General features: G+C 38.7%; 12 protein-coding genes and 5 pseudogenes. 15 read left to right on the top strand and 2 right to left on the bottom strand.

Annotated elements, in window-relative coordinates; all coding sequences use genetic code 11:
- Positions 1-46: 46 nt before the first annotated feature.
- From Aso01_RS05850 to Aso01_RS05800, 11 genes and pseudogenes are all read left to right on the top strand, one after another.
- Entirely contained in the window at positions 47-11515 is an 11469-nt protein-coding gene (locus Aso01_RS05850) for a two-partner secretion domain-containing protein (RefSeq protein ID WP_255210186.1), read from the top strand.
- Positions 11515-11781 carry a hypothetical protein gene (locus tag Aso01_RS05845; protein WP_004935723.1) on the top strand — a complete coding sequence of 89 codons (267 nt, stop codon included), beginning with the start codon at positions 11515-11517 and terminating at the stop codon, positions 11779-11781. The genes Aso01_RS05850 and Aso01_RS05845 overlap by 1 nt, the downstream gene beginning before the upstream one ends.
- A gap of 11 nt (positions 11782-11792) precedes the next feature.
- Positions 11793-11999 carry a hypothetical protein gene (locus Aso01_RS05840; protein ID WP_004935726.1) on the top strand — a complete coding sequence of 69 codons (207 nt, stop codon included), beginning with the start codon at positions 11793-11795 and terminating at the stop codon, positions 11997-11999.
- A gap of 17 nt (positions 12000-12016) precedes the next feature.
- On the top strand, positions 12017-12250 hold the full coding sequence (locus Aso01_RS16145) for a DUF6966 domain-containing protein (protein WP_039909860.1): 234 nt from the start codon (positions 12017-12019) through the stop codon (positions 12248-12250).
- Between the two features lie 15 nt (positions 12251-12265).
- Positions 12266-13567, top strand: a pseudogene (locus Aso01_RS15910) (endonuclease toxin domain-containing protein); the annotation flags it as partial.
- A gap of 1 nt (position 13568) precedes the next feature.
- Positions 13569-14048: a contact-dependent growth inhibition system immunity protein gene (locus tag Aso01_RS05825; protein WP_004935732.1), complete on the top strand. Its 480-nt coding sequence runs from the start codon at positions 13569-13571 to the stop codon at positions 14046-14048.
- A gap of 157 nt (positions 14049-14205) precedes the next feature.
- Positions 14206-14686 (top strand): annotated as a pseudogene (locus Aso01_RS05820) (contact-dependent growth inhibition system immunity protein).
- Positions 14687-14898: 212 nt separating this feature from the next.
- On the top strand, positions 14899-16062 hold the full coding sequence (locus tag Aso01_RS15990) for a VENN motif pre-toxin domain-containing protein (protein WP_004935740.1): 1164 nt from the start codon (positions 14899-14901) through the stop codon (positions 16060-16062).
- Positions 16063-16199: 137 nt separating this feature from the next.
- Positions 16200-16742: an Imm42 family immunity protein gene (locus Aso01_RS05810; protein WP_004935743.1), complete on the top strand. Its 543-nt coding sequence runs from the start codon at positions 16200-16202 to the stop codon at positions 16740-16742.
- A 293-nt stretch (positions 16743-17035) separates the two neighbouring features.
- Positions 17036-17311 (top strand): annotated as a pseudogene (locus tag Aso01_RS16140) (VENN motif pre-toxin domain-containing protein); the annotation flags it as partial.
- A 764-nt stretch (positions 17312-18075) separates the two neighbouring features.
- Complete coding sequence (locus Aso01_RS05800) at positions 18076-18402, top strand: hypothetical protein (protein WP_004935749.1); 327 nt, start codon at positions 18076-18078, stop codon at positions 18400-18402.
- 74 nt (positions 18403-18476) lie between these two features.
- On the opposite strand, the gene Aso01_RS05795 is transcribed toward Aso01_RS05800, so the two are convergent.
- Together Aso01_RS05795 and Aso01_RS05790 are read right to left on the bottom strand one after the other, a co-directional pair.
- Positions 18477-19049 (bottom strand): DUF4291 domain-containing protein, encoded by a 573-nt coding sequence (locus Aso01_RS05795; RefSeq protein ID WP_004935751.1) that lies wholly within the window; start codon positions 19047-19049, stop codon positions 18477-18479.
- Between the two features lie 393 nt (positions 19050-19442).
- A complete protein-coding gene (locus Aso01_RS05790; RefSeq protein ID WP_004935754.1) occupies positions 19443-19991 on the bottom strand; it encodes an RNA 2'-phosphotransferase in 549 nt (182 codons plus the stop codon).
- Positions 19992-20096: 105 nt separating this feature from the next.
- On the opposite strand from Aso01_RS05790, the pseudogene Aso01_RS16135 reads away from it, so the two are divergent.
- The 4 genes and pseudogenes from Aso01_RS16135 to Aso01_RS15975 form a co-directional block, all read left to right on the top strand.
- A pseudogene (locus Aso01_RS16135) lies at positions 20097-20933 on the top strand (hemagglutinin repeat-containing protein); the annotation flags it as partial.
- Positions 20934-22381: 1448 nt separating this feature from the next.
- Positions 22382-22660 (top strand): DUF6966 domain-containing protein, encoded by a 279-nt coding sequence (locus Aso01_RS05780; RefSeq protein WP_004935761.1) that lies wholly within the window; start codon positions 22382-22384, stop codon positions 22658-22660.
- Between the two features lie 72 nt (positions 22661-22732).
- On the top strand, positions 22733-23578 hold the full coding sequence (locus Aso01_RS05775; protein WP_004935764.1) for an immunity 49 family protein: 846 nt from the start codon (positions 22733-22735) through the stop codon (positions 23576-23578).
- A 54-nt stretch (positions 23579-23632) separates the two neighbouring features.
- Positions 23633-25197: pseudogene (locus Aso01_RS15975) on the top strand (hemagglutinin repeat-containing protein); the annotation flags it as partial.
- Between the last annotated feature and the right edge of the window lie 40 nt (positions 25198-25237).

The following is a 25237-nucleotide window of genomic DNA, read 5'->3' as shown; positions in this document are numbered from 1 at the left end:
AATGGTGTGCATGTGTTTTTATAGAAATGAAGATTGAGTAAAACAAATGAATAAGAATTGCTACCGCGTTATTTTTAGTCAGGCCCGTGGTCTATTTATTGCCGTGGCCGAAATTGTCAAAAGTCAAACCAAACAGGCTGGGCAAACTTCCGCCTCAACGTCGGCAGATACGGTGGCAGTCACGGTTTCGCCGATTCATTATAAAAAACTCAATCCGCTTAACTTTGCCGTGATCGGGTGTTTGGGGGCTTTGGTGATCAGCCTACCCATGAGTACGGTGGCAGATACGCAAATTATTGCCGATAAAGGCGCACCGACGTCGCAGCAAGCCACCATCTTAAACAGTGCCAATGGTACCACGCAGGTGAATATCCAGACGCCGAGTGCCGGTGGTGTGTCACGCAATACTTATACTCAGTTTGATGTAGGGCAAGAAGGCGCCATTTTAAATAACTCACGAAATAACACCCAAACTCAAATCGGTGGCTGGGTACAGGGCAATCCTTGGCTTGCAAAAGGTGAAGCAAAAGTCATTTTAAATGAAGTCAACTCGAGTAATCCGAGTCAACTCAAAGGCTATATCGAAGTTGCCGGAAAACAGGCGCAAGTGGTCATTGCCAATCCGTCTGGTTTGGTCTGTGATGGCTGTGGTGTGATTAATGCAGATCGTTTTACCCTGACCACAGGGCAGGCGGTGATGAATCAGGGTTATCTGGAATCGTTCCGTGTTCGCGAGGGGCAAGTGACGATTGACGGTAAAGGTTTAAATGGAAGTCTAACCCCGTTTACCGATATCTATACACGTGCTTTAAAAGTCAATGCATGCCTATATGCCAATGAGCTGAACACGGTGTTAGGTCAAAATGATATTCAAGTCAAAGACCAAGTAGCGCCTCAAATTACTGCAACGACGGGTGCTACAAGTGCACCGATATCCAACTTTGCTTTAGATGTAGGCCAATTGGGCGGAATGTATGCTGGGAAAATCTTTCTGGTGGGAACCGAGCAAGGCTTGGGTGTACGTAACGCCGGCACGATCAATAGCACTCAAGGTATGCTGAGCCTCAATGCCAACGGTGATTTGGTCAACACAGGCAATGTGATTGCGAATAAAGATCAGGTACAGCTGAAAGCTCAAAATGTTCAAAATACGGGTAACGTGAGTAGTGCCACATCACAAATTTCTGTTGAGAGTCAAAATCTAGACAATGCTGGTTTAATCAGTAGTGCCGATGAGTTGCATCTGAATCAACAGAATCGTTTAAATAATAGCGGCACATTGAACGCTGCTCGCGTTGTGATAGATGCGACCAGTTTAAAAAATAGTGGATCTATCGAACAAACAGGTATGCAAGGGCTGGATTTGAAGTCAGGTTCAATGACCAACCTTGGCGGTAAAATCGGCATTGCTAAGAACACGACAGGCAGCGGTACGGGCGGGTCGACAGGTGGAACAGGATCAGAGACCGCTCCATCAAATCCTGCACAAGATGGGGGAAGTTTGGAAGTTGCTACCCCAATAGACACCACGCCAAAAACGTATGACCAAGGTTATATTCATGTTAAAGACCAACTGAATAATGATCAAGGAACCATCATTGCCAATGGCGGTGTAGATGTCGAGAGCCAAAATGGGTTAGATAACCAAGGCGGTCAGCTCAATTTGGGTCATGTGAAAATACAGGGCGAGCGCTTTAACAATGATCAGGGGCAATTGACCGTTAAGCAGGCAGAGATTCAGACCAGTAGTTTTAGTAATCAGCAAGGATTACTACAATCACTCACATCTTTAGATGTGAATAGCCAGTCGGTTGATAATCAGGGCGGTAAAATGAATGCCTTGAATAATATTCGTCTGATCTCAAGTGGAAATATTCTCAATCAAGCAGGGCAGATCGCGAGTTCGTCTGAACTTTATTTACAGGGATTGAGCCTAAATAACAGTGGGGGTGATCTGGAGGCTGGACAATTATTAAAATTGAGTCTTTCAGGTCATTTAAATAACCAGAAAGGAAAAATAGTCACTAACAATAACTTGGATAGTTCACTTGTAGGTTTAGATAACGACCAAGGTGAAATTTCTGCAAAAAATATTACGATTCAAAACCAAGATCAGACTTTAAATAACGGCGCTGGAACGATTTATGCTGATCAAAGTTTAAAAATTCAAACTGGATCTTTAAATAATGCAGTCAATGGTACGTTATCGAGTCATGAAAATCTGCAAATTGACAGCCAGCAACTTGCCAATCAGGGCTATATTCGTGCTGATCAACAGTTAAAAATTAACAATACCGGTGTTATGACGCAGCAAGGAGGTATTCTTTCTGCCTATGGAAATATTGATTTAGCGAGTCAGAGTCTTGTTGGTGACGAAAAAAGTGTGGTCGCGGTCGGTATCAATGCTCAAGGTGAGCAAGATCCAAATGCTCAAGCCGATTTAAAGATTAAAACAGAACAGTCACTTGAGCATCACGGCAAATTACTGGCAAGCCGTAATATTGATTTAGATGGAGCAAATGTAGATGTATCGCAAGGCTCGGCAGCAGCTCAAAATATTACGATTACAGCGCGTGATGGAGATATAAATAACCAGTCGGGTGTATTGCAGGCTGATGCTATTCAATTCATTGCAGTACAAAACGAGCAAAGTTTAATTAACCAAAGCGGTCAGATTCTTGCGAAAAAACTGAATCTGAACATTGGGAAAGACATTAATAACCAACAGGGTTTGATTCAGCACACCGCAACAGATGACCTGAATTTAACTGTTCAGGGAATTATTAATAACCAGCAAGGCCGTATTCTCACCAATGCAAATCAGTTCAATATTCAATCACAGGGACTCAATAGTGACTCTGGTGTGATTTTGCATTCTGGCCAAGCCGGCTTAACTATGGATATACAAAATATTCAGGCGCAAAAGGCTGAATTGAGAACGAACGGCGCACTCAAACTTACGACCAATCAAGCACGATTAGATCAATCAAAAGTGTCTGCTACTCAAGCCAATATTCAAGCCAACCAATTGACTGACCGTAATGGTGAAATGCTGTTGAGTGCTGCAAATGGCCAAAGTTCAATTCGTGTAAATAGTGACTATCAACATCAAGGCAGTGTATTACAAAGTCATCACAACTTAGACATTCAAGCAGGTTCGCTGAATAACCAAAACGGAACCATTCTGGTCACTCAAAATGATTCATCTTCACAACCTGTTCAGCTCAATATTGTCAGCCAAAATGATATTCAAAATGATCTGGGTAATATTGTGAGTGAAGGCCAGCTTACACTAAAAGCTGGAAAGGGATTAAGCAACCAACAGGGTAGTATCGTTAGTTCGAATGCGCTTGAGCTTAAAACAGATCAGTTAATTAATAACCAGTCAGGGCAGATACAAGCGAAGGAGATTAAGCTCTCTGCATCAAACTTAGATAATCGTTCAGGAGTCATTGCGGCTAAAACGGGTGATGTATCACTCAATATTAATAATGAACTCAATAATGGTCGTGTTGAGCAAGCTAAGTCGGCTGGTATTATTCAGGCAGCACAAAATATAGATGTGCAGACTGGGCGATTAGACAATAGTGGTCTGATTTACGCTGGCCAAAATCAACAACTCAAAGTTGCTCAAAATCTTAACAATGCTGGACAGGTCGCTGCTCAAAATAACTTAAATATACAGACGGCTACACTGACCCAGACTTCTGCAGGGAGCATGATTGCTGGTTTAACATCAGAGGGCGCATTAGCAAATCAGGGTAATCTTGGCATCGATGCTACAGGTGCTATAAATGCGCAGGGGCAACTCATCGCGGGCGGTGATTTGAAGAGTCAGGCCGCGAGCCATGTGTTAAATCAAAGCCTTGTTCAAGCAAAAAATATTTCGCTTGGCAGTAAATCTGGTCAATTGAGCGCTCAACAGAGTTCGATTCAGGCCGCAGAGCAACTTAATTTAACCACTCCAGATACGCTAGATACCCAACACGCCAACTTAAAGGCAAATAAAGTTCAAATTAATGCTAAAGACTTAAATAACCAGTCAGGACATATCCAGCAAACAGGTTTAGATGATACTCAAATTTCGTTGACAGGTGATTTAAATAATCAAAACGGGCAAATTGACAGTCTAGGCCAAAAACTACAGATCAATGCCAATCATTTAAATAACCAGAATGGTCTGATCCAGTCTGGCACAGCAGACAGCCAACTAATACTCGCAATTGCCAATACGCTCAATAATAATCAGGGCAATATCAAAACTGCTGGTCGTTTGCAAACCAAAAGTTCCGGGTTAAACAATGACGCTGGAACGCTACTTAGCTTCAATGGCTTTAACATCAATACACAGCAGCTTAGCAATCAAGCGGGTCAAATTGTTGAGGCTGGAACACCAGACAATATTGTTAATCAATTCATTGTTAAAAATCTTCTAAATAATAGTAATGGCAAGATTCAGACCAATCATAATCTTGAAATTCAGGCTGGTGCGTTAAAAAACAATGCGGGCAGTATTGTCACCGCAGGTACAGCAGGTCTTAATCTCAATACAGCATCACAACTCGATAACCAGTCTGGAAATATTCATTCGAGTGGTGATCTCAATCTAAATGCACAAGATATTTTGAATGATCAGGGACAAATTCTTGCTGCAAAAAATGCTCAGCTAAATAGCCAAAACACCTTAAGTAACCAAGCGGGATTAATCGCAGCACAACAACAATTAATGATTCAAAGTGCCGCCTTAAATAACCAAGCGGGTCAAATTGGGTCGGTCGATGCGGGCATATCGATCCAGACGACTCAGCAAGCACTGAATAATCAAAGTGGTAAGATTCAGGCGAATCAAGCGATTAAACTCGATGTACAGGGGCTTGATAATAGCCAGCAAGGCTTGATTAGTAGTACTAAAGGTGACCAAAGCAACATTCAGATTGATACTCACCAGCAGAGCCTGAATAACCAAAATGGGCATATGAACAGCGGGAATACCTTACAGATTAGTACCGATAGTCTGAACAATCAGCAAGGTCTCATCACTGCACAGGGTGATCTTGGTATAAACGCCGTGCAACTCATTGATAACCGTAAAACTAATTCAAATTCCACCCAGACAGAGTTGGCTCAAGGTGTTCAATCTTTAGGGCAAGTCTTATTACAAACTTCAGAATTAAATAATGAACAAGGTCAGGTTATTGCTGGTAATGGATTAACCATTCAAGCGCCTCAGGTGAATAACAGTAATGCGGGCTTATTCGCCAGTGGACAAAACTTACTGATCGATAGTGTTGGACAAGCAGGTACGATTAATAATCAGAAAGGCAAAATCAGTGCGAATCAAAACATTAGCCTCAATACAGGCCTGATGGCTGGAAGCCAACTCGATAATAGTCAGCAGGGCCTGATTAGTGCGGCAAAGCAAGTCAAAATTGCGAGTCAAAATATTGATAATTCAGACAATGACCAGAATTACGGTATTCAGGCAGGGCAAGTAGAAATAGCTGCAAGTAGTTTAAATAATAGTGCTGGGCGCATCTCTGCTGAGCAGCAACTGAATTTAAATATTTCGGATAATTTAAATAATACCAAAGGCTTAATTAGTAGTCTTGATCAACTAACAATACAAGGTCAGCAAGACAATAACCGTCTAATTGTAAACAATCAGCAAGGGATGATTATTGCAGGTGAAGAAGGCTCATCAACTGCAGGTTTAAATATTCTAGCCAAAGGTTTAACAGGCGACGGTAAGGTCTTAAGTCAGGGACAGCTCAATCTTCAGCTCAATGATGATTATGTACAAGATGCTCAAGGTCAGTTGCAGGCACAGGGAAATTTAAACCTGCGCTCTAAAGGTAAAGTGAGCAATCATGGCGCGATCAAAAGCAACGGACAGTTATCTATTTCAGCAAATACAATTGAAAACGCTGTAGATGGCAGTTTGGAAAGCCAGCAAACTCAACTTAAAGCTGTAGGCGTACTCAATAACTATGGACTCATTAATGGTGCAAATACATATGTTCAGGCAGGCCAACTCAATAATATTGCTGGACGTATTTATGGTGACCATATTGCAATTCAGGCGAATACTTTAAATAACCAAAGCCTCAATGGTTTAGCGCCAGTCATTGCCTCAAGAGGTGATCTGGATCTGGGGGTACAGGTTTTAAACAATCTGGAAAATAACCTTAATCATCAAAGTGGGTCGCAAATTATTGCCATGGGAGACTTGCGTATAGGAGGTTCGCTTGACTCTCAGTGGCATGCGCAAGGAACTGCGCAGCAAGTCAATAACCGAAGTTCTGTGATTAATGCCAATGGCAATATCGACTTGAATGTTGATACGGTGAATAACCAGAATGTCTTTTTTACAACCAAACAACAGCAGACTACAGCGCAACTTGATTACTGGAATATGTATATTTCAGATTCGCGTGCCGGAAGGTATAACCCTGGTTATCAGTTCTTAATTACGCAGGAAATTTATAGCCAGAATCCAGATCTGTTTAGCAAGTTACAGGCCACAGACCCAACCGTAACACAATACTATAATGCCACGATGGAGGATTATTTAAGCCGTCCAGAAGGCCGCTTCTTTATTGTCAGTAACAGTGGAGACAGTTCGGCTGGCAATATGTTTAAAGGTTATGTGGTTTACAACGGACAACTTTACAGTACTGACCACTATGAACATGTGAAAAGTACTCAAACGACCACGACGACGGTAGCAGATGAGTCAGCGCCTGCTGTGATCAGTGCTGGAGGCAATTTAAGTTTCACAGGCACAATCAATAATGACAAAAGCCAAATTATGGTAGGTCAAAAGCTGATTGGAGATGCCAAAGCAATTCACAATGTCGATGCCAAAGGCACCAAAATTACGCATGAAGAAGGAACGGTAACGCCGAGTTCGGGCAGTTATGACGGCAAGGGGCACGATCGTGTCTGGGCTTCTGGTGAACAGGCTTATAACCCAGCAGATGTGACCAAAGGGGTAGATTTATTTATCTATGAAAATCCGACCACTGCGACGCCTGTTAAAGTGCAAGACCAAACCCAGCAAGTCAACAAAGATAATTTGACTGAACAGGCGCTGAGTCAAAACCATAATGCCAATGTGATTGATCAGCAAACTACACAGACGAATCAAACCGCAGCAGTTCAACAAACGACAGCTCAATCTGATCGTATTCAATCAAATGAAGTGAAAACAGGACAGGCACAGCTTGAAGGCGTAGTCGGGGCAAACACGACCGATCATAAAGCCTTGAATAGTAGCGCAGTCGATCAAATTCAAAACAATCAGACAAAAGCGACATCTGTTGAGGGGCAAACAGCACAGATTGATGGCAGTGGTTTTGAAATTCGTACCAACAATGCCAACGTTAAAGTTCCAAATAATGCGTTATATAGTAAAAATCCAGACAGCCGTGCTCAGTACCTTGTGGAAACAGACCCAGCGTTTAGTAACTATCGCAACTGGCTATCTTCAGATTATATGTTGAATGCATTAGGGCTTGATCCAGCACTTCAACAAAAAAGATTAGGTGATGGTTACTATGAACAACGTATGGTACAGGACCAAGTTGCTCAACTCACTGGCTACCGTTTCTTACAAGGATATGCTTCCGATGAGGAACAGTATAAAGCGCTCATGAACAATGGGCTGAGTTATGCAAAACAGTACAACTTACGCCCCGGTATTGCACTCACGCCAGAACAAATGGCGCAGTTAAGCAGTGATATTGTGTGGTTGGTCGAAAAAGAAACTACCCTACCAGATGGTACAAAAACCAAAGCTTTAGTGCCACAGGTGTATGTTAAAGCGCGTGTGGGTGATTTAAAAGGCGATGGCACTTTAATTAGTGCCGATAGTATTCAGCTCAATTTAAGTAAAGATTTGACCAATGCAGGAACCATTGCAGGACGACAAGTTATTCAAATTAATAGCCAGAATTTAAACAACCTTGCTGGAAACATCCGTGGTGGCGTAGTTAGTCTGGGTACAGAAAAAGATTTAAATAATATTGGTGGTATGATTCAGGCCGATCAAGCCATGAATTTGCAGGTAAAAGGTAACCTGAATATTCAGTCCACCACACAGAGCAGCCAAAATGCATTAGGCCAGAGCAACTATAGCTGGACAGGAATAGATCGAATTGCGGGTCTTTACGTCGGTTCAGCACAACAGCAAGCGTTGAATGATCAGCCAAGCTTAGTGATGAACGTTGGGGGTGACACTCGTATATTGGCGGCAAATATCCAAAATAATAGCGGTGGACAAACGATTATTCGTACAGGCGGTGACCTTAAAGTCGGTAGCCTGAATACGCAAGTGACCAACAATGTGGTGGGTAGCTCAAAAGCTTATCATTTAGATACACGACAAGTTGAGGTCGGCAGCCAAATTAAGAGCCAAGGCGATTTAAGCTTACAAGGCAATAATATCCAGATTCATGGTTCACAAATCAGTAGTTCAGAAGGCCTAACCGCGTTACAAGCTAAAGAGCAACTCCAGATTGAAGAGGGTCGAAACAAACTTGATCAACAAGATCAGTCAAGCTTTACCAAGAAAGGTAAACTGAGCAGCTCTACGACCAGCGACTTTAGCCATCGTAGTTCAGATATTGCGGTGGGCAGTATTGTTGAAGGCAAAAAAGTGCTATTGGATGCAGAAAATATCAATGTCCGTGGCAGCAATATAGTGTCTGATGAGTTGACCCAGATACAAGCCAAAGAAAATGTGACGATTGAAGGTGCACAAAACCAGTACAACAGTGAAACCAATAGTGTTGTTAAAAAATCAGGTTTTATGTCTACAGGCGGTATTGGTTTTAGTTTAGGTAAAAAGCAAGACACCACTTTACAGACCGGCCAACAACTTACCAATAGTGCCTCTCAGGTGGGCAGCTTAAATGGCAATACCAATATTATTGCAGGTAAGACCTATCAACAAACAGGCAGTACAGTTTCATCGCAAAAAGGTGATGTAAATGTACAGGCACAGCAAATCAATGTAGAAGCGGCCAAAGAACAACAAGACAGCCTATACAAACATGAGATGCAGCAGAAAGGTCTGACCATTGCGGTGAATGTACCCGTAGTGACTGCGGTACAAAGTGCGGTTGAGTCGACCAAGCAAGTGGGTCAGAGCAAGAATGATCGTGTGAATGCCATGGCAGCAGCCAATAGTGCATTTGATAGCTATAAAGCAGGACAAGCCCTATCCAAACTGAAAGATGCGGCGAGCAGTGCAGGCAATCTTGCAGAGGCTGCACAGGTCAGTGCTAGCATTACCTACGGAGAACAAAAGAATACCGATCAAACCCAAGTTCAGAGTACCAACGCCAGCGCCAGCCAGATCCATGCAGGTGGTAAAGTGAACCTGAACGCGACAGGCGCAGGGGATCAATCCAATATTAATATTATTGGCTCAGACGTTATCGGGCAACAAGGCACACAGCTCATAGCGCAAAACAACGTCAATATTCAAGCAGCGCAACAAACCCGCACAGAAGAAAGTAAAAACCAGAGTAAAGGCTGGAATGTGGGCGTCGCAGCAAGTTACGGGCCACAAGGAGGTGCGGCTGGCGTGACGGCAGGAGGTAATGTTGGCAAGGGTAAAAGTAGTGGCAGTGAAACCAGCTATCTCACCAGCCAAATAGGAAGCAAAGACAGCCAGACCACTATTCAAAGTGGTAATACCACAAACATCATTGGTGGACAGGTGCAAGGCAAAGGCGTAAAAGTCGATGCTAAAGAACTGAATATCGAAAGTTTACAAAACACAGCCAACTACAACAGCACACAACAAAACATAGAAGGCCAAGTTACGGTCGGTATTGGAACAGGAGTAGCTGCGTCAGGAAGTGCGAATAAAACCAATATCAATGCTAACTATGCTTCGGTACAAGATCAGGCAGGGATATATGCAGGCGATGACGGCTATCAGATCAATGTGAAAAACAATACCGATTTAAAGGGCGCAATCATCACCTCAAACCCACTTGCGGAAACCTTGAATAAAAATAGTTTAAGCACAGGCACGCTCACCTATACAGATATTCACAACCAGACCGAATACGATGCCAAAGGCCTAGGAGTAAGTGGCGGCGTAAATGTGAAAGGTGGATGGGATGGAAGTGGAAAAAATAAAGAAGGACGACCAAGCAATAGCGTCAACAAATCAGTGGGCTTTGGATTAGACAGTGACAAAGACAGCAGCGTGACCAAGAGTGGTGTTAATACTCAAAATATCACCATAACAGAAACCATTACCCAGCAGGCACTGACAGGCAAAACAGTAGAACAAGTCAAAGCAGATATCTACACCACAACCAGTACAGAAAATGCGAAGGAGAACAGCGGAGCAATTGCGAATAACTTTGACAAGGACAAAGTACAAAAAGAGATCGGCACACAGATCGCAGTGACGAAGCGGTTTGACGAAAATAGACAGGCAGCCAAACAAGAAGTTAATACTTTATCGGATGCAGCCAAAGAACAATATGAAAAGGGTGAGATTACAGAAGCACAATATCAAGCCAAACGGGAAAATTACAAAAACTTAGGCCTGCTGATCGATACAGTGACCTCAGGCTTATCCGCTCCGACAAGTTCAGGTCTAGGAATAGCAACCGCGACACTCAGCCCAGCGGCAAGTTATAAGATTGGTCAATATTTCAAAGAACAAGCGAATAATAATCCAAATGGGCAACTGACGAGTGGTCAAGAAGCGGCACATATTCTAGCGCATACGGTACTTGGCGCAGCAGTTGCCGTGGCTGGTGGAAATAATGCGTTGACTGCGGGACTTTCAGCAGGAGGAGCAGAGGCAGCGGCACCAGTACTATCGAGTTTCTTATATGGAAAAGAGGCCAAAGACCTCACAGCAGAGCAGAAATCTACGATCAGTTCTATTGTTGGTTTGGCAGGCACAGCATTGGGCGCTACGACGGGTAATGTCGCAACTACAGTACAAAGTGGGCAGGTGGCGCAGAATGCGGTGGAGGAGAATGGACTTTTAGAGTTGATGATTCCAACAACTATTAGTAATTTTGTTAAGGATAAAAATCAAGCAGATGCATTAAAGCAACAAGGTAATTTGCGAAAAATAACTATTTCTGGAGCTGCTATTTCTACAGCACCCTATTTAGTTGCTGAGGGAGCTGCAACCTATCAAATTATCTCACCAGTTAGTCAGGTTGCTGTTAAAAGTGGAATTATAGGAAGTGGTATGGATGCTGCTAACCAAATTTGGACCTGTCCAACTTGTTCATTCAATTATCAACAAAATATAGGAATTGGTTTTTCAAGTGCTGTAACTGGACTATATGGTGCTGGATTGGCTTCCTCAGCAGGAGTTACACAAGTCGGTTTCTTAAATCTTCCTACTAATTTAAAAAATGTGGGAGGTCTAGTTATTTTTGGAAATCAACAAATACTAAACCAAGCTGGTGGAAAGATTGTTAAAAATTTAACTTCAAATGAAAATCAAAAGCAACAGGAGAGAAAATAATGTTAACCGCATTTATAGAGATTATTATTTCTTTTTTTATTGCAAATTTTGAGGCTAAGAATCATCCTTATTTAATTAGTTTTATTAAAGGTATTATTGCTGGCTTAGTTGCTTTTCTATTAATAGCTACTAAAATTTATTTTAATTTAGGATATCTTGATTTTGATAACATTCAGTTTGGTATTTTTATATGTTTATCAATTGGATTTATTTTGTCTCTTATCCTAATGTTTTTAACTTTTTTGGAAAAGATGAATAAAGATTAAATGAAAATATAATGAAAAATGGTGCTAAATCTTCATTAAATACAACTTATGGTATATTAATTCCAAAGGGTACAAAAATTTATTCTGGCGAGGTTGGTACACAAAATGGTTTCTATCTTGGAGGAACACAGCAGATTGTTGTCGTTGAACCGTGGAAAATTCCTGGGGTAAAAGTAATTAGCGAGAGTTCTTTAAAATCAATGAACTTAAATCTATAAAATTTATCATTATTGAGTTGATAAAATTATTTGATGAGTTTCAATTATTCGATTGGTCGAAAGTATTTAATCGATTTCTAGAAAATATTGAGGTAAATCTAGAGAAAGTAAAATTTGATATCCTTAGAAATTATGGCGGTATGGGATCGTTTAATGATATTTTTTTAACAAAGAATGGAGTCTATCCTTTTGATAAAAACGAAAAACTTTCAACATTAAGAAGTGATTTGTATGATTTGTGCTTGAGATAGTATGTTACTGATGCTGGCATTGCAGCATCCACATTGAGTCCAAAAATCAGTTATGAGATCGGTCAGTATTTTAAAGGAAAAGATGCCGAAGGAAGTATAGTGCATATATTGGCACATACTGTTCTTGGTGCAGCAGTTGTGGCGGCGGGTGGAAATAATGCGTTGACTGCGGGACTTTCAGCTGGAGGAGCAGAGGCAGCGGCACCAATATTATCGAGTTTCTTGTATGGAAAAGATGCCAAAGACCTCACAGCAGATCAGAAATCTACAATTAGTTCTATTGTAGGTTTAGCGGGTAGTGCAGTTGGATCAACGACTGGTGATATTGGTTCTACAGTTCAGAGTGGGCAAGTTGCGCAGAATGCGGTAGAGAATAATATATTTGGAGTTAAAGGACAGCCTCAAAAGAATAATGAATATTTCCAAAGAGAATTTGCATGTAAAGGTAATGTACAGTGTTTAAAAACTGTACTAACTGAAAATGCATTGGATGCCATGAAATATGCGCAAAAAGAACTCATATTAAATGGTAAAAATTATAAACCTGGAGATATCATATCTAACCCTGACCCAAAATCTGATGGATCGGGCCTTAAGTATATTGTAGTAAATAAAAATGGTGTGCTTAAAGCAGAAATTTTACCTGCCGCTGATCAAGTTTATTACTACGTAACGCATAAACAGGAGCTTTCAAAGTCAATTGAAGATATGTCATTCTTTAGTCCTGGGGCTAACTCGGTATTAGGGATTTATGGAGCAGCAACAGGACAAACGTTATTAAGTGGTACTCAACTATCCACTGGTCAAAGGGTATTATCAGCGGTTGATGGGGTAAGCAGTGTTTTACCGGGAGTGGTATTCTTAAAGGATAGTAAAGTCCTTAGTTCAGATACTGTGGGGATGACGTGGGGGAAAGGTATTAATGAACAGGGGAAACCGTAGGAAAATTATATTCAATCTACGTCGTCTGCAACAACAATTGATTTAAATTCGATTAAGTCAAATTTTAAGGCATTTGATCACTGGGATCCTGCAACAGGTTTGGCTACAAGTGATAAAACTTTAAATACAGCGGCCAAGACTTATCAAGACCCTAAAAAAATTACGTCTCAGATTAATAAGTATGTTGATCAAATGGCTAATTTTACTAAAGATGGTAGAGAGACATTACAAATAAAAAATAGTGATATAAAATCAAAAGAAATGCAATTGGCTATTTCTGCTAACACAAGTAAAAGCCAATTGGGTGCTATTCAAAAGTCAATTGATTATGCAAATAGTAAAGGTATTAAAATTAAGGTAACAAAGGTTAAGTGATATGAAACGAGCAACAGTATACTTCAATAATAAATATATTGAAGTCATTTCATGGAATTATGGTGGAATGTCTGTATTTAATATAAATTTCATTCCTTTGATTTTTGAAATTGAAATTGATAACCATATTTTAGGTGAGGCGATCATGAAAGCATTATCTGCTGGATCTAATATCCCTCCTGAGGGTATTAAAGAATTTTTATTTTCATCAGAATTAGCTGATTTTATGAAAGAAAGAAATAAGAAAATAATGGAGAATTTTGGTTATAAATCAAAAAAAGCTCTATTTAAGAATATGAGATCTGTCGATATTGAATTGGACAGTAAAGTTAATATTTCACCATCACATCAAGATGGACTAGATTATAGTTTCACAGGCTTAAGTAAAGATGATGAAATTATTCTTCCAAATGATGCAACGAACGAAGAACTAGGGCAAGCGGTACGCTTAGCTTATGAGAAGTGTACAAGTATTTATTAATTTATAGATTACTTTTAGTTATTATTCTTGAGATATGTGGACAAGTCTGGGGTTGTCCACAAATTTGACGAAACACTTTATAAAGATGCTATTCAAAAATCAATTGAATATGCGAATAGTAAAGGTATCAGAATAGACGTAACTAAGGTGAAATAAAATGAAGATGGCAGCAGTAAATTTTAATGATCAATATCTTGAAGTTGAATCATGGCATCAAGGAAGTGGGCTTTTAAATTTAGATTTTGAACGTGTAATATTGTCCTTAGATGTGTCTAATAAGGTATTGGGTCAGTCAATTATAATTGCTTTAAATGCGGGAAAAAGTATTCCGCCCGAAGATGTTAAAGGTATTTTATTCTCTCCAGAGTTAGATAAACTAATGAAAGAAAGAGATAAAAAAATTAATGGCAGATTTTGGATACAAATCAAAAAAAGCATTATTCAAATATATGAGAAATGTTGGCATAACATATATCAATGATACCTATAAAATTTCACCCTCACATCAAGATGGGTTAGATTATAGTTTTTCAGGTTTAATCAAAGATAATGAAATTATGCTTCCAAATGATGCAACGGATGAAGAATTAGGGCAAGCGGTACGCTTAGCCTATGAGAAGTGTACAAGTATTTATTAACTTCTTATGAAAGAAAAAGAATAAGCTTTAATACTAAGCTTGTGCAACAAAGTCGAACATAAAAGATGCTGGGAGTAATGTAAGCAATCTTGCTGAAGTTGCACAAGTCAGTATCAGCATTATTAGCAACAAAAAACATGGATTAAACCCAAATTGGTAATATTAATGCCAGCATTGGATAGTAAAAGAATCAATACTTCGCAGAAAGTGCAGTGTATGATGCCGCCTTAACAAAAGAAAAGACAGTGACATCACAATGGGCCATGGGAGGAGACAAGAGCCGTGCCTTAAATGCAGTGACCATGGCAGTGACAGATGCATTGGGAGGACAAACTGACTTACAAGTTGCAGTGAATACATTTGCACCATACGCAGCACAGCAGATTGGTGAGAAGTTTGGACACGGTGAAGATAAAAACACCGCAGCACAAATGACGAACCATGCGATCTTAGGTGCAACACTGGCGTATGTGAATAATGGCAACCCAACGGCAGGAGGAAGTGCAGCAGTTGTGAGTGAAGCGGCGGCAACGTATTTGACCAATCAATACTATAAAGATCATCCTGATCCAGCTTACCAAAATGAAAAGGGTGAATTTGTTCCAAATCTTCTTCCCGAAGATGTGAAGACTCAGATCAGGGATTTGACCGCAGTAGTTGGAGGTACGGTAGGAGATTCATCGTTTAATGCGCAGCTTGCAGGTGTGGTTGGGCAGAATGCAGTGGAGAATAATTATTTAACTAGAGTACAAATACTTAAATTTAACAAGGAAATGGTGGATTGTAAAAAGAATAATAATTGCGAGCAAGTTGAGAAGAAATATAAAGATTTATCTATAGAACAACAAGCAGTAATGGCAGCAGTATGTTCTATGAATACTGTTCTTTGCAAAGAGAAGTATGGATTTATTGTTACTTCTAGAAATGATATTAAAAAAGTATTGGATCAAGCTAATAACCTACCTGCAATATATTCCCAAGGTTTACTTAAACAGCAAATAGATGCCGAAGGAATGGTATGGAACACGGAGTTAGCGCATCAATTTAAAGAAAAATTTAATCTTACCGATGAACAGGCAACTTATTTAGTATCAGTTGCTTCGGGTATTGGTATTGGTGGTAAAATTATTAAAGGAAAAGTATCAGCTAATGTTGATAAAAGATTACCTGTTTCAACACCGACAGTTGCTAATAATGGTTTAATCTATAAATCCAATCCTAAACATACCCTGGGCGGGGAAGGAAATCGACTAAATGCAGGAATTGAGCCAAAAAATTCTCTAGCATTATTTAATAAATCAATTCCTGTTTCTGGAGATTCTAATAAGCGTTATTCTGTTGATTCAAAAGGAAATATTCATCAATTTACTTATTAAGGAACCGGTTCTAATATTTATCATTGGGCAGGACGAACAGGGATAGATCAAAACCCTCAGCAGATAATGAAAGTAAATAAGATTCCAAATGAAGTATTTCAACATTTTGGTATTAATCCTAAGAAGGTAAATAAATAATGATTTTTGGTAATAAAGAAAAATTAGCTCTAGTCATGAATCCAATTAGTTATATAAAAGGAGTGAATGATTATGATTGTCTTTGTGGTTTTTTTATAAATGATAATGATTATATTTCTGAAGTGTCTGTAATGTTTAATGTTCAAAGGCAATCTATTATAGAAGGAGCTTTAAATCATATTGTTGATAATAGTGACTATTACCATATGGATTTGGATGAATGTTTTAAATCTATGCTTTTATATCGCTATTTAAATTTTATAGCTGAAAGTGAAGGTGAATACAATGATAAGGATTGGATTAATTATGGTTATAATGAATTTGTATATAGTGCCAATTTAGAAAGTAGTTCGTTTGGAGAGGATAGATATGATTTATTTTGTATTGGATATAAAGATGAGATAAGGTTAATTTCTTATAAAATAGCTAATACATATTTCTCTCTAAAAGATTTAGAACAGTATAAAATAAATGAGTGCTTTATTAAGAAAAATGAATTAGAAAAGATAGTTTATGAAATTGAGAATGCAGCTTTTAATTAGAAGGAATATATGATTCTCTTATCTCTACTGAATAGTAAATTAGAGAGTTATGAAGAATAACTTGCATATCGAAAGGGCTTTTTTGCATAAAATGTACCAGCTCAAACCCGATCTGATAGTTACCCAAGTTAATAAATAATTCAATACTACAGGTACTGTCGCAGCTTAAGCACCTAAAATAAATGATTTCCAAAACAGTGTAGCTCAGGCTTTAACTCATACGGGTACGAGTGAAAAAGCAGCGGAAGCTGTTGCAAGTGGTGTAACCAGTTTGACCCTTGCAAGTGCAGGAGTTAGCGCATACGGTACTTGGCGCAGCAGTTGCCGCAGCGGGTGGAAATAATGCGTTGACTGCAGGACTTTCAGCAGGAGGAGCAGAGGCAGCGGCACCAGTATTATCGAGTTTCCTGTATGGAAAAGAAGCCAAAGACCTTACAGCAGAGCAGAAATCTACGATCAGTTCTATTGTCGGTTTGGCAGGCACAGCATTGGGTGCTACGACGGGTGATGTCGTAAGTAAAGTACAAAGTGGGCAGGTTGCGCAGAATGCGGTGGAGAATAATGCACTAGAAAATGTGTTATTACCCCATGAAATTGATGAAATTAAAAAAGATCAGAATGGTCAATATGCAAAAGATCAGTTACAGGCTATTAAAGATAATAATACTTATAAAATTAATGCTGATGGAGATTTTATTGTCTGTGTAAAAGTTGCAGGATTTTCATGTGCACTAAGAGAAGGTGAGCGTTATGCAACTCAAGAAGAGATATTAGAAAAAGGAGGTGAAGCGGTAGCAACAGCTGCAGCTTCATGGGGAGCAGCAAAATTATTAGAGCCAATCGTTGTAGTTGCCAAGGACTCAGGCGCTTGGTCTAAATTAGTTGGTTCGGTAAAAGAGTGGTTTGGTAAAATCAATCCTGAGGAGAAAATAACAGTATTTAGAGTTGATGACAGTCAATTCAATCCTAGGATTAATTTAGATGGTGAAGTGTCTGTTGTTACTACTAAAAGTGGGAATGAGCGTGCTTTATTTTTAAATTTTGGTGATGAATCAAGAGCTCATGAATTTGCAATAATAAACAGAAAAGGTGAAGCTACTATTACAGCAGTTGATGTAGATCAAAAACTGTTAGAAAAGCTTAGACAGACATCCATATATTATAAGAGTGATGCAGCTAAATTAAGTCCTACTGCTCCAATTGTAGTAGACGTTAATAAAGCAATTGATCAATATGGACTAAGAACACCTGAACAGATTCAAATGTTCAGAGAGGCTTTAGATCCTAAGAGCGTACGTTTAATTCCTCTAGACCCCAACAAGGTACCTAAAAAATGAAAGTTTTTATAATATTATGCAAAGTTCATGCTGTAGCTGAAACAATCATGCCTTTAACCATGAGTAAAGCTTTCGTAAATTGTTATATTAACGCTTCCTCCTATGAAGAAGCTGTAAATAAAATTTTGAATCAGTTTAAAAATGATGGAATATATTTGGATGAAATTGAATCTCCTGTGTACGAGATGCCTGTTACTAGTTGGCAATCACATATTAAAGAGCAATATAAATCTCTATCAAATCAGATGTTAAGTCAATCAGAATTTGAAAAAGAAATTAAAAATGGTAAAGTTGTATACGGTATTTTTAGTGGTTTTAATTGATTTTTAAATGTTACTCAAGCACCCCATTTTTTATAGTGAAATTGGGGTGTTTTTTAATTTATTAATTATTATTTTTAATTAAAGTAATAAGGAAAAATTTTCTCAACAGGAATCATTTTTTTTGCTTTTTCTATATCATCCTTATCTATTAAATTTTTAATCATGAGAGCATCATTAGTAATATCGTTAATAGTAACAATCCATTCATTTATGTATTTTAATACAGCCTTGTCACTTAAGCCTATTTGAATAGTTCTATAGGGTAATGATTGTAAAAATATATCTCTTTCAGGATCCCATTGAATTCTAACAGGATATTTAATCTTATTGATTTTCCATTCTTCGTTATCTAAATGTTTAGGTTTATGACTCAAACAGCTATTCATCAAAGCCCATTTTAAACCTTCTATCTTAATATCAATAGCTAATATTCTTTTTTGATTAGCATCTTTTTGAGCCCAACCTGAGCGGTACATCATCCATAAAAAAGAAGGTTTTATCCAAGTCATTCTATCAGTTTTGAACGGCGGTGAAACGAAAGTACCATTTTCTAAAGCAGAGTCAGCAATCATATCTGAGTAGGCTTGATATATACGGATAGTTTCATCAGTATAGTAAGCCCTAATTTGATTATTAGATATAGTCATTTTTTAATTTAAAAAATATAAGTGATAAATATTCTAACATATTTTTAAATAGTTTTTCAAACTTTGAAAATTGTATTACATAAGTACACGAATTACAGATTATAAAAATTCCCACTAATTTTATTAAAAAAATAGTCGATTTACACGATCTATAGATAGTTACAGGACAGCTTGTTTTGATACAACAGATTATGTGGTAATCCTAAAGTTTTCTTGTACACCCTTGGAAATAGAGAAAATCATTATGAGAAAAAGAATTTTGATGAATGGTTAAAATTCATCATTAGTGAAATCTAATTATTGTATTAATATGATTGAGATAATTTATTTTATCTGATTTTAATTTTTTTAATTATTGAATAAGGCTTCCACCTATGAGTGGAAGCAAAATTTTCATTCTACTAAAAAACTAATAAATTCTATCGGTACATGTTTAACTAACCAGACTTCATTTTCAGCTTGGAAAAATTCGAATCCACTCTTATGCATTTCTAAAGCACGAATCACTAAAATATGTGGTTTACCATAACGTGTTCCCACAGATAGGGCAGTGTTTTTGCTTTCTGTTAGATGGACATATTGACGCTCTTTAGAGATTAGACCTTGTTCTTTAATGGACTCTACAAATCTTTGGGCCGTACCATGATAAAGAGAAATTGGTGGCACAAGCTTTTTAAGTGTGATGTCGACACTTACAGTTGAATGGCCTTGTACAGCGCGAATAAATTTACCATCATCAGAAATTTGGAAGCGTTTTTTATCGCTATTATTCACAATGTTCTTAATAATTTCTTCATCTAAAGCCACATTTTTAATTGGTTGTGACTTTGAAATTAATTCTTCAATATTTGCCCAACCTTCACGATCTAATATCAGATCAATTTCTTCTGGTTTGTGTCTTAGAATAAAACTTAAATATTGGCTAATTGCTTTTTCGTTCATAGGTATAGAGTATTAGAGTTTCTTATATTTTAATAATTTTATTAACTTATGGGAATATTAAAAGTAATTTAGTACCAATAAAAGTTATTAGAGTACTAACTAAAAAAAGACAGCCAGACCACTATTCAGAGTGGTAATACCACAAACATCATTGGTGGACAGGTGCAAGGCAAAGGCGTACAAGTCGATGCTAAAGAACTGAATATCGAAAGCCTGCAAAACACAGCCAACTACAACAGCACACAACAAAAAATAGAAGGCCAAGTTACGGTCGGCTTTGGAGGCGCATCGGCCTCAGGAAGTGCGAATAAAACCAATATCAATGCTAACTATGCTTCGGTACAAGATCAGGCAGGGATATATGCAGGCGATGACGGCTATCAGATCAATGTGAAAAACAATACCGATTTAAAAGGCGCGATCATCACCTCAAACCCACTTGCGGAAACCTTGAATAAAAACAGCCTCAGTACAGGCACTTTAAAATCTTCTAACATTCAAAACGTGACTGAATATGATGCTAAGGGCATTTCTGTAGGTGGTGGTTTTAATGCCGGAAAAAGTGGTACGGCAGGTAACAAAGAACCTGACACGGTACTTTCGACGCCAAACAAAATTGATCAACACGCTTCAACTACAGTAGGGGTAAGTAAATCTGTTGGGTTCGGTCTAGACAGTGATAAAGACAGTAGTGTGACCAAGAGTGGTGTGAATACTCAAAACATTACAATTCGAGATGAACAAGGCCAGCAAGCCTTAACAGGTAAAACTGCCGGAAAGATTAAATCTGAGATATTGACGTCTGTAACAACAGATACCGCACGTGAGAATAGTGGAGCACTGCAAAACAACTTTGATAAAGATAGAGTTCTAAAAGAGATTAATACTCAAGTTTCAGTGACTCAAAAATTTGGTGAAAATGCACCAAAAGCTGTTGCCGATTATGCCCAGCAACAAGTACTAAAACTACAAGCGCAAGGTAATTTAGAAGAAGCAGAGAAATGGAAAGAGGGAGGTGTATATCGTATCGCGATGCATACCGCCTTGGGAGCACTAGGTACGGGTACACTTGAAGGTGCGATTACGACAGGCACGGTTGCAGCTTCAGCACCTAAAATAAATGATTTCCAAAACAGTGTAGCTCAGGCTTTAACTCATACGGGTATGAGTGAAAAAGCAGCGGAAGCTGTTGCAAGTGGTGTAACCAGTTTGACCCTTGCAAGTGCAGGAGTTGCAGCAGGTTTAAATACAGGCAGTACAGCAACAGCCATCAATGTGGATTCAAATAATCGACAGTTACATGTTGATGAAGCTAAGGTACTGAAGAAATTAACAGAAGGGAAAAGCAAACAAGAGCAGGACCGACTAAGGGCAGCGGCTTGCGCACTAGTCAAATGTTCAGAAGGTGTTCCAGAAAGTGATGTGAATTATAAAAGTTTAAAAGCATTTGAAGCATTAGGCGAAACCTACACAAAAGAGAAAAATGCTTTAAAAGCAACTGGGCTATTTACCTATTCGGACTGGGATATAGCAAATGATTTTCGGACAAATAACGATAAAATTGTGAGTAAAGGAAAAAATGCTGGACAAGCAGTGATAGGCGCAGTAGGAACAGTTGGAGGAGCTCTTGCTACTGGCAGTTTGGCTTTGGCATGTCCAGGAACAGGAATAGCCTGTGCTGGGGCAGTAGTAACAGGTGCAGGTACTGGTTTATCTGCAAAACAAGCAGTGGATGGAGTTAAAGGAGTATTAGGTACTTATGAATCTAACGAAGGTAAAAAAGTTTTAGATTCATACAACCCGAATAGAACAGATAGCAATTCAGCACTGACGCAAGATGGAATAGATTTAGCAGTAACAGCAGGAGAGGCAGCACTTGCAATAGTTGGAGGAAAGGTTGTTACAAAATATGGCGGTGCTGCGATTGATAAATTAGCAAATAGTAAGAATTATGATTTTGTAAAAGAAATAGAAAAACTAAATTTAGGTAAAATTGAAGGGAAATATTCTGCGATTAGTTCAGGTCCATTGGCAAATAATCTAGCTGAAACTTTTGCAGGTGGTAAATATGCTGTAATTACTTTAGACAAAGATACTATATTATATAGGGCTGGTATTGAGGGACAGCCGTTAGGGCAATTCTTTAGTCTTGAAAAACCAAAATCAGTTATTCAAACAAGAATTGATAAGGCAATTCTACCTGAATGGCCAAATGGAGCTAAATCTCCTTTAGATACAAGTTATTCAATTAAGATTCCTGCAGGTACTAAAATATATGTTGGTGATGTTGGTACACAACGTGATTTTTATTTAGGGGGAACGCAACAAATTGTCGTTCCTAAACCTTGGACCATAAAGGATGTAAAAGTTGTTGAGTCGAGTAGTTTAAAATGAAAAATGTCCAAGCAATATTAAAGAGAATGGCTGAATTGATGAGATTATTTGATTATAAAGATGAATCAATAATATTTGAAAAAGCAGCAAAAGAAATTCAATTAAATCCAATTGATGTAAGAGATAATTTACTATCTTGGTATGCGGGTATGGGGTCACTCAATGATCTTGTTCTTCAAAAAAATGGAGAGATACCATATAATGAAAATGAAGAATTTGATAATTTGAAACATGAACTATATGTTTTGCTGAAAAATAATTTTTTATCTGAATAAATAAATTAATGAAGTCGTAGCTACTGTAAGTAAAGAGTATGCTTTAACAATTAATTTAGGGAATAATGTAAAATGATAATAGATATTAATAAAAAAAACATCGTTCAAAATGGCAATAAAGTTGCAGATGGAAGAATAGCAAGACGAATAGATGCTATTCGTTCTAATTTTAAAGAACAGAAGCCAAATGGTGTTCTATATGACTTTTTGGCGATAGACTCAATTTATTATGGATTGTATGAGTTCTATTTTAAAGAAAATATAAAAGGCATGAAGCAATGGTTTTATGTTTCAAGTCTTTTACGTGCCGAGAGTTGCAAATACTCTGGGGGTTGGAATATGTGGACACCACATGCTTTTATATTTCCATTATTAACTGATAATGTGGATTTAATAAAAACCTATAGCTCATTGACCACAGTGAATGACAATGATCATCATAAGTCGTTAATAGAAGCGATTAACTATCCAAGGGAGGGACGTTTTAATGTTTTAAGATTTCAAGCTGTTTTACGTCAAGACTGGAATAAGGTTAATCAAATGAAAGAAATCTTTCATGAAAAAATTAAAAAGCCTAAAAATTTTGAAATATGGGAAATGGATTTCTATACGGCGTTACAAAATAAAGATGCAAATTCCGCACAGCAGATAATTTATGAATATTTACATCCTAAGATACATAAATATTTGAATCAACATCTCGTTGAAGAGTTCAGTGGAGATATTTGGTCGCATCACCCAGTGATGTTTACTAAGCTTGCGTGGATCAATGGTCTAGAAATTGAAATTGATAATCCTTTAGTGCCTATGAAGTTAATGCCAGTAAAACCATTGGATCACTATGACTATCATTATGACTTTTTAGATCCGAACTGGAAGCCAAAAAGCTTTTGGGGGAAGTTGTTTGATAGGAAGTAATTTTAAAACTAATTCCATTTTATGTGCTGGATTGTTTCAGACTTGTTGGGGTAAGAAGGCACACAGCTCGTAGCGCAAAACAACGTCAATATTCAAGCAGCACAACAAACCACACAGAAGAAAGTAAAAACCAGAGTAAAGGCTGGAATGTGGGCATCGCAGCAAGTTACGGGCCCCAAGGAGGTGCGGCTGGCGTGACGGCAGGAGGTAATGTTGGCAAGGGTAAAAGTAGTGGCAGCGAAACTAGCTATCTCACCAGCCAAGTAGGAAGCAAAGACAGCCAGACTATTCTTCAAAGTGGTAATACCACCAATATTATTGGTGGACAGGTACAAGGCAAAGGAGTACAAGTCGATGCTAAAGAACTGAATATCGAAAGCCTGCAAAACACAGCCAACTACAACAGCACACAACAAAACATAGATGGCCAAGTTACGATCGGTATTGGAACAGGAGTAGCTGCGTCAGGAAGTGCGAATAAAACCAATATCAATGCTAACTATGCTTCGGTACAAGATCAGGCAGGGATATATGCAAGCGATGACGGCTATCAAATCAATGTGAAAAACAATACCGATTTAAAAGGCGCGATCATCACCTCAAACCCACTTGCGGAAACCTTGAATAAAAACAGCCTCAGCACAGGCACGCTCACCTATACGGATATTCACAACCAGACCGAATACGATGCCAAAGGCCTAGGAGTAAGTGGCGGCGTAAATGTGAAAGGTGGATGGGATGGCAGTGGAAAAAATAAAGAAGGACGACCAAGCAATAGCGTCAACAAATCAGTGGGCTTTGGATTAGACAGTGACAAAGACAGCAGCTTGACCAAGAGTGGTGTTAATACTCAAAATATCACCATAACAGAAAGCATTGCCCAGCAGGCACTGACAGGCAAAACCATAGCGCAATCCAAAGCGGACATATACACCACAACCAGTACCGAAACCGCAAAAGAGAACAGCGGAGCAATTGCGAATAACTTTGACAAGGACAAGGTACAAAGAGAGATCGGCACACAGATCGCAGTGACGAAGCGGTTTGACGAAAATAGACAGGCAGCCAAACAAGAAGTTAATACTTTATCGGATACAGCCAAAGAACAATATGAAAAGGGTGAGCTTACAGAAGCACAATATCAAGCCAAACGCGAAAATTACAAAAACTTAGGCCTGCTGATCGATACAGTGGCCTCAGGCTTATCCGCTCCGACAAGTTCAGGTCTAGGAATAGCAACCGCGACACTCAGCCCAGCAGCCAGTTATGAAATAGGACAATATTTCAAAGCACAAGTGAATAAAAATGCAAATGGGCAACTGACGAGTGGTCAAGAAGCGGCACATATTCTAGCGCATACGGTACTTGGCGCAGCAGTTGCCGCGGCTGGTGGAAATAATGCGTTGACTGCGGGACTTTCAGCAGGAGGAGCAGAGGCAGCGGCACCATTATTATCGAGTTTCCTGTATGGAAAAGAGGCCAAAGACCTCACAGCAGAGCAGAAATCTACGATCAGTTCTATTGTAGGTTTGGCAGGCACAGCATTGGGCGCTACAACGGGTGATGTCGCAACTACAGTTCAAAGTGGGCAAGTTGCGCAGAATGCGGTAGAGAATAATCAATATAAAGAGTTTTACGCCTGTAATGATAAAAAACAAT

Origin of the sequence: Acinetobacter soli (assembly GCF_000760595.1) — a bacterium.
Lineage (GTDB): Bacteria > Pseudomonadota > Gammaproteobacteria > Pseudomonadales > Moraxellaceae > Acinetobacter > Acinetobacter soli.
Note: the sequence above shows the minus strand (reverse complement) of the source record. Positions and strands in the feature narration are given on the sequence as shown.

Excerpts from the sequence above, each read along its gene's own strand:
- Aso01_RS05775 (WP_004935764.1), top strand. The coding sequence starts at position 22,733 with ATGATAATAGATATTAATAAAAAAAACATCGTTCAAAATGGCAATAAA.
- Aso01_RS05790 (WP_004935754.1), bottom strand. The coding sequence starts at position 19,991 with ATGAACGAAAAAGCAATTAGCCAATATTTAAGTTTTATTCTAAGACAC.
- Aso01_RS05780 (WP_004935761.1), top strand. The coding sequence starts at position 22,382 with ATGAAAAATGTCCAAGCAATATTAAAGAGAATGGCTGAATTGATGAGA.
- Aso01_RS05840 (WP_004935726.1), top strand. The coding sequence starts at position 11,793 with ATGAAAAATGGTGCTAAATCTTCATTAAATACAACTTATGGTATATTA.
- Aso01_RS05810 (WP_004935743.1), top strand. The coding sequence starts at position 16,200 with ATGATTTTTGGTAATAAAGAAAAATTAGCTCTAGTCATGAATCCAATT.
- Aso01_RS05795 (WP_004935751.1), bottom strand. The coding sequence starts at position 19,049 with ATGACTATATCTAATAATCAAATTAGGGCTTACTATACTGATGAAACT.
- Aso01_RS05850 (WP_255210186.1), top strand. The coding sequence starts at position 47 with ATGAATAAGAATTGCTACCGCGTTATTTTTAGTCAGGCCCGTGGTCTA.
- Aso01_RS05845 (WP_004935723.1), top strand. The coding sequence starts at position 11,515 with ATGTTAACCGCATTTATAGAGATTATTATTTCTTTTTTTATTGCAAAT.
- Aso01_RS05800 (WP_004935749.1), top strand. The coding sequence starts at position 18,076 with ATGAAAGTTTTTATAATATTATGCAAAGTTCATGCTGTAGCTGAAACA.
- Aso01_RS05825 (WP_004935732.1), top strand. The coding sequence starts at position 13,569 with ATGAAACGAGCAACAGTATACTTCAATAATAAATATATTGAAGTCATT.